Below are 8,475 nucleotides of genomic sequence, written 5' to 3'. Positions count from 1 at the left end.
ACCTTTAACTGATGAGCAAGACGGAAATACTACAAAGTCTCTAGGTTTGGTGCAAGTGTATTAAAGGGGTGGCAAACATATCGCGCTCGATTAGCTATGTAGGCTGCTCAAAGGCAAACATTACTGAGGGATATTTGATGTGGTTGATAAGAATACTAGGCAGAAATTAAAACGAGTTTGGTGTGAGCGGTTGGCTATCTTTATGTGTATGCCTATTTTACTAGGCGTTTCAGTTATAAAAATGCAGCCGATACACAATTACCTTACTCAGTTAGATACATATAAGCAAAGGCTAGATATTGAATTATATCAGGACTACGAGGCAGTGCCCATACAAGAGTATGAGAAGGTAAGTAAGGAACGTTATGTACATTCAATAAGAAAGCTAGAGCATGAGAAAGTAGTAAGTAAGGAAGGTTTTGTACTAGTAAGAAAGCTAGAGTATGAATCAGGTTTAGGTGAGGTTTCAGGGGGGTACCGAGTTTTGGAATTCAAGCTGATAAAACAGCAACAGTATGAACAGATATCAAAACTACAAAACGGCAGGAAACAAGTACATGGTAAGTATTTATTCGAGCTTTTTGTCCTACTAGTATTAGCATCTGGATTCGTTGGAATGCTGGTGCTGTTATTAAGGCAGCGAAATCAAATATCTCTGCCTTTGACGGATCAATTAATTATTGTTCTTCCCGAAGAATACATTGCTGATCTAGAAGCTTTATATCAATACAAGAACTCTCAGGATCTCCCTGTCTGGGTTATCAAAAAGGAAATGCTCTGGACTGTTCTGGGAATGCTGTGGGCGTTTCACATTCAAATCAATCTTGACAATCTCTGGCTACCTAACAGCAAAGGGCACAAAAGAATTGATGACTAATTTTTAGATCATGAATAAATTCAAATAACCTTTGGCTGATTGGCACTCAACCAAAGGTTACTAACAGAAATTGAGCAATTTTTTAGGCTGATTGGCACTCAGCCCAATACTGTCAACAATCTAAACGAGCTTTAAATCATGACTAAGAAAATCAGCAGCGCCTTTGGCAAAGGCGTACTATCTCCTATTTTACTCATTTTAGTGGCTGGCTCACTTGGTTTGGCAGTGATTGATAAGGAAAATCGACCCGCTTACTTTGATATGGTCAAAGTTGCAGTAGGATATTCCTTTGGCGCAATGACTTTGCAGAACGGAGATTCTAGCAATCAAGATGAAGAGGATAGCAAAGAGCCTGATGAAGAGGGCTGAAGCACAATTTTAGTTGCAGTTAATTCTGGTAAAAGAATGTATTCCCGATTTCGGGAATGACCAACATGAGCCTCCGCCAGTAGTTGCGGCATAAATGCGGGGAATATGATGGATACGGAATTGTAAGAAATAGGTAGTTAAATAATAAGTCAGGAAGTATGGAGAATGGACAAACTACAATTTTTTTTTGGAAAGATAGCTTCTAGCTTGCCTACCACGTTAGATAGTGAACCGTTTATTATCACTGAGAACTCTTTACCTTGTCCACAGCAACTTATCTCGACTGCTAAATTAGTAGTCAAAAAAGGCGTGCATCAGTATGGCTCTTGGTACCAGATTGATCAACTTTGGTTTTTTGCCCATAAACAAACCTATCGCCAGTTGGGTCTTTTGATTTTAGCGTGTATATTTTCCCCCCATATCGGTGAGATTGAACTCCTACTCACTCACCAACAGAGCGATATAAATAAAATTATTGTGGAGTCCCATAATCTTAACATTGACACACTTACAGGAGGATTTTATACAAAACCTTTCGCTTTTAAATATTGGCCTGAAGTTCAAAGCTGTCTTCATCCTCTTCATAACTTGCAAGTCCCCGATTGGGATCTACCAGAACTATTGTTAACGGATGAAGAGGACTGTTGTACAACTGAGGAAGACTGGAAGAATCGTTCTGTTATACGTGGCTTTGGAACACCATTGGGAGCAACCCACTTTGCTGAATTACTTCTCAACATTGGTTTACCTGAAACAGAAAATCAGGAATTTTATCTCGAATCTTATGTAGGTAACAAAAGCCTAGCTCCAGGAAGTGCCGAAGCAAGACTTTGGTTGCCCGGAGGAGATTATTGGGATGATTCTCTGTTTGAAGAATCTGGCTGAATTAACGTCAATTAGAGGGGAGTAAAAAACGCCAGGAGCGCATGTGAGTAGCATTGGAATAAAGTTGGTTAGGGTTGCTTGGGGTTGGATTATTTCCAGCAATCATCACAACCTTTTTTTCATACTCGAATTACTATAAAAATTATTATACGCATCACTATTCTCCCCTGCCATGCTTAAGCTTTCACTAATATCATCTGCTATTATCTGCACGCAATTACATGGTGCTGTATTTGCCCAAAGTAACCCACGTTCTGGTTTTCAGGTAATTAAGGTGCAAGAATTTATCTCTTCTAACCGTATTAGAGTTACTATCCCCAAAGCTGTGGCTGTACAATTGTTTAGCAACTTAGAAGAACAAGAAGGAAGAAAGTCTGAGGAGATTTCAGTTGCGTATCCTACACAAAACACATCTGTAATCGTGCATACCACAGTAGGTTTGGCTGATGATTCAGTGAGCGGGAGACGAAATCGCATCGAATTGAGACGCAACAAAAATAAATGGGAAGTTGTCTGGGTAGGTAGGCAATACAAGTGTCAACCAAATCGAGGGCATCAACACTGGTCTGGCAGCCTTTGCTCATAATCGGGTTAAATGAGCAGTGATTCCGAAAGTTACGCACAAGGAATTAAGGGCAAGGTTATCTATACGGGGAGATATAGCATAACGATGAAAAAGACCTCTGAACTTCCTTTAACCTTCAGAGATATAATCTAGCGTGGCAAAACTAGCTAGAGCAAAAACTTAAACGTAGTAAATTCGTTATTATTGAAAATTTTGGTTTACCTATTTACGCCTATTTCAATCATGAAAAATCTACTCTAGCGAGTTTTACCACTCTAGGATATAATTCCCCACATTCACATTGGCCAATGCTATTACAACGCCTTCCTTGTGGCTGACGTTTATCCTCAAATTCAATATTATGTGGAAGGCTGCGTATTTAACGGCGAGGAGTGGATACAACACGCCTGGAATCGGCTCAATAGTGAAGACTTTGATTTAACATATCAAATCCACCTGCCCCATCTTCTTTACTGCGATCGCCGCATTGAATTAGCCTGAAAGCTCGAAGATTTAGAAGCCCAAGGCTGCTATTCATTTGGAACAGGGTTAGCACCTTTGATTGAACAGCGCTATCGAGTGACAGGGTAATTCAATTATCTACCAGCCCCACCACGCTGTCTCATTCTACTGAAATTAGCTATTGAACGTGAACAAACATTGTTCACTCCAGTTATTTGGTTAGCAGGTATACTCCTCTCAGCGTAATCAGCACCAGTACATTTAATTTTAATTGTGACTTGTTTACCTCGATTTGATTTAGTTCTCAGTATGTCTCCCTGACATAACTCTGTGTTGCTAACTATTTTCTCCCACTGTCCTTTGGATTGCTTCCTTTCAACAGAGCCATTCTGAATCTTACTAATTTGCCCCAAATGTTTACAGGAAGCAGCTACTGCCTGCATTCGAGTTAGGTTAAAATTGCCAATTGTTCCCCAATCCAAAGCTATCAGCATTAGAGTTAAAATCATCATGCCATAAGATTTGCGACTCATTATTTGTCTCCTTTAACTGTCAAGCATTGTTTAACTTTAAAACAGTGGTTTGCTAAACCAATCCATGCATCTTCATCTGGATTTTCACTAGTAGCGTATGCCAGACATTTTTCCCATTCCATAAGTGCGAGTTTTTTGTTGTTTTGGTACTCTAGTACCTGAGCCATTAAACAGTAAGCAGATGCATTATCATTTACTAAATCAATAGCTTCTTGTAAGTAGATTTGAGCCTCTTCATAACGTTGTTGTTCTAGTCGTGCCCAACCTAGATTCTTAAGTAAGAAGTACTGCAAATCTTTGTCTTTGTTTTTATTCCTTTCAGTACGTCTTTGTGACTCTTGGAGTAATTCAATAGCTGCGGTATATTTTTTATCCAGGATGTACAAACGAGCTAAATTGTTGTATGCCCTTTCAAAATCTCCCTGTAGCGATACCTGATATTCGGCACGGGCACGGTCTAAATCTTGTAGCTGTTGGTAAACTTGTCCCAAGTTGTAGTGAGCTTCCCAATCATCTGGGTTTAGCTTGATTGCTCTACTGTAGTTCAATTGGGCGTTAGATAATCGGCCCGCATCATGTTCTCTATGTCCTTCTTTTTTGTAATAAACAGCAATCTGCGGTAATAAAAAACGAAAGCCCATTAAACATAGCAACAGCACTACTGCAAAACCGCACTTAACCTCATTCTGGAAATGTTTAGGAATATTTAAGCTGATGAGAATGCGCTCAATCGCTTCCTGCCCAGCCTTGGTTAATGCTCCGCCAGCTGCCAACAAAGTCAGTACGCTTTGAGTTGTAATTGTAAAAGCTCCGAATGTATCTGGTGTACCGGTTAAGAAGCGGGAGGAAATATCTACTACTAAACTGATGCTTGCTGTTATACACGTAATACTCAGCGCATTCCAAAGCCAGTCCAATCTGTCCCATCGATTAGTGGGAGGCTCAAGAAACCACCACCAAGCTACTGCTGGTGGATGCAAGCTTGCACGCCAGTCAGATAATTGAACTATCTGTGTAATTAACCCAGCTTGTTTTTTTAAGCGGTTATCGAGTTCGATAATTTTTATCAGAATTTCTTTGTTAGTCTGATTTTTATCAGTCAATACCGTATAGACTTCATCGCGAGTCTTAAGCACATCCAGAATTTGTTGTTTTGATGGATGTGTTGTAGCAGCCGATTCAAGTACCGCAAGCGTGATAGCATAACTTTCAACAGCAGCTTCTAGATTCGATACAGTCATTCGTTTACTAGCAAAGAGTTGAAGTTCTGGATAATTTCACTAAAATATCGCTGAAATCTAAATATACCAGTAATTATAAGCATATATAAAGTCTGTGTAACGAAATAACGATTTCGTCCTTTGTTTTAATCGTTATTTCTTGCTATAACGAAGTCGTGACTGGAGTAAAGAACGAAAACACGATATCAATAAATCGCTATAAGGCGAAAGGACGAAAACACGATGACCGTATTAGTGGGTGTCATCTCCCAAAAAGGCGGCGTTTCAAAAAGCACTATTGCGCGACTGATTGCCCGTGAGTATGCGGCGGCTGGCTGGGATGTTAAAATTGCGGACTTGGACATTTCCCAAGGGACTTCCACAGACTGGAAGCAGCGTCGGGAAGTAAACGGTATCCAGCCGGAGATTGCTGTTGAACCATTCCGCACTGTAGCGCAAGCTCTGAAACACGCCTCGGTTTATGACCTCATGGTTATGGACGGGCCACCACATTCCATGCAAGGCACTTTAGAAATTGCCCGTGCAAGTGATTTACTTGTCCTGCCTACTGGTTTATCACTGGATGATCTCAAACCGTCTGTACTGTTGGCGCATGAACTGGTAAACGCAAAAATCCCTACGGATAAAATTATTTTTGTTTTATGTCGAGTCGGCGATCGGGAGAATGAAATTGAGGATGCCCGATCATATATTCATAAAGCTGGATATGTCACAGTGGCTGGTTCAATCCCCGAAAAAACTGCTTACCGTCAGGCAAGTGATAACGGTCGTGCTGTTTCTGAAGTCACGTTTCCTACTTTGAAGCAACGGGCAGAACAAGTAGCCCAAGGAATTATTGATCTGTTGAGTAAGCAAGAGTCCTAATTATGTCAACTAAACCACCTCCACCACCTCGCAAACCAAGCAAAGGTGAACCCCCTAGCATTAAGGAAACAAAAGATAACTTGGAGAAGCCCGATCCAGGGGAAATTTCCAACCTGAATTTTAAAGTACCTGCCGAGTTTAAAAAGGATTTTAAGATTGCGGCTGCTACTTACGGTTGTACCCAAGTCGAGCTACTGCAACGGATTTTTAAATACTGGACAGATAATCACGGTTAATATTACTTTCGTTCTTTCGCTAAATGACGAAAAGACGATTCTTGCTTTCTTATTTTAGCGATTTCTGATTTCATAGTTGTCAACACAAGATATACTGACAAAGCATTAGTGTCAGAAACTAGGCTGCATCGGTTTCACAGGGCAATGAAGAAATAGAGTGCGATCGCACCCATAGATTTTTGCCTAACTGTTGAGAACAAGAAACGCCTTTATTAGTTCTGAAACTACAATGATTGAAGAAGCAATCATTTGGTGAAATTGTGATGCAATCAATTTTCTGGAGTGTAGAAGAAGTAGCCCTAAGAGCTAAACAGTTTTATGAAAACGGTATTCGTCAAAATGTCGAGTCTGGTGACAATATCGGTAAGATGATTGTGATTGATGCAGAAACTGGTGAATATGGGATAGATCCAACTGGTGTAGAGACAGCGTTAAAGTTAAAACAGAAAAACCCTAATGCTAGATTGTTTACTATACGGATTGGTTATGATGTGGCTGTAAGTTTTGGTGGTGCAATGGAGCGTACTGCTGAATGATTTATGGAAAAGTAATCGATGGTAGAGCAATAGTTCCAGTGGTTTTTCGTTTACCTGAGCAGCCAGATTTTAACTTGGATTTTGTCATTGATACTGGATTTAATGACCATCTTACTTTACCATCACAGGCAGTCAGTGCAATGAATCTTCCCTTGTATTCTAGTACCGAAGCAAGGTTAGCCGACGGTACTCAAGCTTTATTGTCTATACATTTGGCAACAATTGTATGGGACGGTATAGAAAGATTAATTCCAGTTTTAGCTGCTGGTTATAAACCTTTGCTTGGAACTTCTCTGATGGCAGGATATCATCTAGAAATAGATTTTCAAGACAATGGTTTAGTTTCCTTAAAAAAACTCTAAATTATCAGAATAAGTTTAATTGTCCACCTTCATTAAATGGTAACTGAGTCTAACTGATGAGGAATTAGCTTTTGATAATGCCCGACTATACTTTTGCAGAATGCTGACAAGAAAGAAGTTACGGAAAGATTATGATTCCAGTAGAATATTTGAGGATAAAAGAAAAGGTAAGACAGCTTGCTCGTAAATCCGGCATCACAGCAATTGATAGCTGCTACATTAGTCTAAGCTTAGAAGAAGAGCGCCCAGATTGGGGATTAATTGGGGGGATATTTTACCCAGATCACCTCGAAGAAGAGATAACGTCTCAAGAAGAAACTCTTACAAAAATTGCAGACAGCCTAGATATTTGGCTGGCGTTGGTTAGAGCTAATAGTGTTGTTGCATCTTTGAGAAGAAAAGCACTCTCAACCAAAAAAATAGAAGATATCAGACACTACCTCGATGTTCAGTTCGTTTCATCTACGGCAACAGTTAACCATTAGTAATCTGGCACTTTTGATGCAGGGTGGTGCTGGCAGCCAGGGCATTCTCCCAGAACTTATATAGAAATTAATATAGACAAAGCCTATATACAAACTTACTCCGGCAAGTACCAACTGCGATCGCTCTATCTTGGCATGGGCAAAGGATATCTGGTGGTTTGTAAACTGGCGCGACCATGCAGCGAAAATGTTTTTCGGGCATTTTTCGAGGTAAAAAGGCGGAAAACTACCTTTAAGAGAGACTTTTAACGCTTTTTTTGTTGGCTGACGTGCGAACAAAGACAGCCGATGATTGCAGCCCAAGCTCACAGAAACTTTAAAGCAAGATCAGTGCCTTTGCTGTATCAGTTTTTATCAGGGATAAAGTAGAACTGAAGTAACAAATTTTACTTTTTTTCTCAGTATTAATTTTATGAAATTTTCGTCTAAAGTTTTGGCTGTTTTAACTTCAACTTTTGGTTTATTTTCAATCAATTTTGCTGTTTCTCTGCCTGCAATTGCGTCAGTTACTTGTGAAGGTGGGACAATTCATAATTATTCAAATGGTTCGTTGGCAAGTTGTATTCTTGGACAAGATACGACCGTGCAGGTTTCCAGCCTGAGTTCCGGGTCATCTAATTTTGAGTGCCAAGCCCAACAATCTATATCTTTTGACGAGAAAGCACAATTTCAAAGTTGCCAGCTTTTACAGGAAATCCAACTTAGAAAAGGTAACTCAATTGAAATATGTCCAGCAGGATATAAAGTAGATGTTTCAATTGCACCCAATGGTGTTCAATCCACTAGTTGTAGACCCTAAGAGGACGTTTTAGAAGTAGGGGCTATTGGGCATTGAGCCAGGATGTTTGTAAAAACCTGCATTCCGGTTTGGTTCTGAACCGTTGCCAAAATCGCTATGCTCCCCGTTAGTTGGATGCTTGGGCGGTTCAAAGGTTCAGCAATCGCAACTTCTAACTTCCACCAACTAGTAAGTGAAGTTGTAAGTTGAAGTCTAAAACCTATAATCAAAAGTGTGGAGCAACTATTTATTATAAATTAAGCTTATTTAATATTATTATGC

At 39.9% G+C, this 8,475-nt stretch carries 13 protein-coding genes; 11 read left to right on the top strand and 2 right to left on the bottom strand.

The features are described 5' to 3' along the window. Positions 1-139: 139 nt before the first annotated feature. The 5 genes from GNF10_RS32845 (at position 140) to GNF10_RS32825 (ending at position 3,197) form a co-directional block, all read left to right on the top strand. Complete coding sequence (locus tag GNF10_RS32845) at positions 140-877, top strand: hypothetical protein (RefSeq protein WP_185587994.1); 738 nt, start codon at positions 140-142, stop codon at positions 875-877. A 138-nt stretch (positions 878-1,015) separates the two neighbouring features. Next, on the top strand, positions 1,016-1,246 hold the full coding sequence (locus GNF10_RS32840) for a hypothetical protein (RefSeq protein ID WP_185587992.1): 231 nt from the start codon (positions 1,016-1,018) through the stop codon (positions 1,244-1,246). Positions 1,247-1,411: 165 nt separating this feature from the next. Then, positions 1,412-2,131, top strand: coding sequence for a hypothetical protein (locus GNF10_RS32835; protein WP_185587990.1), 720 nt, complete (start codon positions 1,412-1,414; stop codon positions 2,129-2,131). A 172-nt stretch (positions 2,132-2,303) separates the two neighbouring features. Beyond that, positions 2,304-2,717 (top strand): hypothetical protein, encoded by a 414-nt coding sequence (locus GNF10_RS32830; RefSeq protein WP_185587988.1) that lies wholly within the window; start codon positions 2,304-2,306, stop codon positions 2,715-2,717. Between the two features lie 309 nt (positions 2,718-3,026). Beyond that, a complete protein-coding gene (locus GNF10_RS32825; protein WP_185587986.1) occupies positions 3,027-3,197 on the top strand; it encodes a hypothetical protein in 171 nt (56 codons plus the stop codon). Between the two features lie 95 nt (positions 3,198-3,292). On the opposite strand, the gene GNF10_RS32820 is transcribed toward GNF10_RS32825, so the two are convergent. Further along, positions 3,293-3,691: a hypothetical protein gene (locus GNF10_RS32820; RefSeq protein ID WP_185587984.1), complete on the bottom strand. Its 399-nt coding sequence runs from the start codon at positions 3,689-3,691 to the stop codon at positions 3,293-3,295. Further along, positions 3,691-4,932: a tetratricopeptide repeat protein gene (locus tag GNF10_RS32815; protein WP_185587982.1), complete on the bottom strand. Its 1,242-nt coding sequence runs from the start codon at positions 4,930-4,932 to the stop codon at positions 3,691-3,693. Before GNF10_RS32815 ends, GNF10_RS32820 begins: the two co-directional genes overlap by 1 nt. Before the next feature lie 222 nt (positions 4,933-5,154). Here GNF10_RS32815 and GNF10_RS32810 point away from each other — a divergent pair, with 222 nt between their 5' ends. The 6 genes from GNF10_RS32810 (at position 5,155) to GNF10_RS32785 (ending at position 8,214) form a co-directional block, all read left to right on the top strand. Beyond that, positions 5,155-5,796 (top strand): ParA family protein, encoded by a 642-nt coding sequence (locus GNF10_RS32810; RefSeq protein WP_185587980.1) that lies wholly within the window; start codon positions 5,155-5,157, stop codon positions 5,794-5,796. Between the two features lie 2 nt (positions 5,797-5,798). After that, positions 5,799-6,032: a hypothetical protein gene (locus tag GNF10_RS32805; RefSeq protein WP_104910315.1), complete on the top strand. Its 234-nt coding sequence runs from the start codon at positions 5,799-5,801 to the stop codon at positions 6,030-6,032. Between the two features lie 263 nt (positions 6,033-6,295). Beyond that, the gene (locus tag GNF10_RS32800; protein WP_185587978.1) at positions 6,296-6,568 is read left to right on the top strand and encodes a hypothetical protein; all 273 of its coding nucleotides are present in this window, start codon (positions 6,296-6,298) and stop codon (positions 6,566-6,568) included. Beyond that, positions 6,565-6,930, top strand: coding sequence for a clan AA aspartic protease (locus GNF10_RS32795; RefSeq protein ID WP_185607369.1), 366 nt, complete (start codon positions 6,565-6,567; stop codon positions 6,928-6,930). Before GNF10_RS32800 ends, GNF10_RS32795 begins: the two co-directional genes overlap by 4 nt. Positions 6,931-7,061: 131 nt before the next feature. Further along, positions 7,062-7,415 carry a hypothetical protein gene (locus tag GNF10_RS32790; RefSeq protein ID WP_185587612.1) on the top strand — a complete coding sequence of 118 codons (354 nt, stop codon included), beginning with the start codon at positions 7,062-7,064 and terminating at the stop codon, positions 7,413-7,415. A gap of 412 nt (positions 7,416-7,827) precedes the next feature. Next, a complete protein-coding gene (locus GNF10_RS32785; RefSeq protein WP_185607368.1) occupies positions 7,828-8,214 on the top strand; it encodes a hypothetical protein in 387 nt (128 codons plus the stop codon). Positions 8,215-8,475: the final 261 nt, after the last annotated feature.

Origin of the sequence: Nostoc sp. UCD121 (assembly GCF_014222285.1) — a bacterium.
In the GTDB taxonomy this organism is placed as follows: domain Bacteria; phylum Cyanobacteriota; class Cyanobacteriia; order Cyanobacteriales; family Nostocaceae; genus Nostoc.
Note: the sequence above shows the minus strand (reverse complement) of the source record. Positions and strands in the feature narration are given on the sequence as shown.

Excerpts from the sequence above, each read along its gene's own strand:
- GNF10_RS32840 (WP_185587992.1), top strand. The coding sequence starts at position 1,016 with ATGACTAAGAAAATCAGCAGCGCCTTTGGCAAAGGCGTACTATCTCCT.
- GNF10_RS32835 (WP_185587990.1), top strand. The coding sequence starts at position 1,412 with ATGGACAAACTACAATTTTTTTTTGGAAAGATAGCTTCTAGCTTGCCT.
- GNF10_RS32830 (WP_185587988.1), top strand. The coding sequence starts at position 2,304 with ATGCTTAAGCTTTCACTAATATCATCTGCTATTATCTGCACGCAATTA.
- GNF10_RS32820 (WP_185587984.1), bottom strand. The coding sequence starts at position 3,691 with ATGAGTCGCAAATCTTATGGCATGATGATTTTAACTCTAATGCTGATA.
- GNF10_RS32815 (WP_185587982.1), bottom strand. The coding sequence starts at position 4,932 with ATGACTGTATCGAATCTAGAAGCTGCTGTTGAAAGTTATGCTATCACG.
- GNF10_RS32810 (WP_185587980.1), top strand. The coding sequence starts at position 5,155 with ATGACCGTATTAGTGGGTGTCATCTCCCAAAAAGGCGGCGTTTCAAAA.
- GNF10_RS32805 (WP_104910315.1), top strand. The coding sequence starts at position 5,799 with ATGTCAACTAAACCACCTCCACCACCTCGCAAACCAAGCAAAGGTGAA.
- GNF10_RS32800 (WP_185587978.1), top strand. The coding sequence starts at position 6,296 with ATGCAATCAATTTTCTGGAGTGTAGAAGAAGTAGCCCTAAGAGCTAAA.
- GNF10_RS32795 (WP_185607369.1), top strand. The coding sequence starts at position 6,565 with ATGATTTATGGAAAAGTAATCGATGGTAGAGCAATAGTTCCAGTGGTT.
- GNF10_RS32790 (WP_185587612.1), top strand. The coding sequence starts at position 7,062 with ATGATTCCAGTAGAATATTTGAGGATAAAAGAAAAGGTAAGACAGCTT.
- GNF10_RS32785 (WP_185607368.1), top strand. The coding sequence starts at position 7,828 with ATGAAATTTTCGTCTAAAGTTTTGGCTGTTTTAACTTCAACTTTTGGT.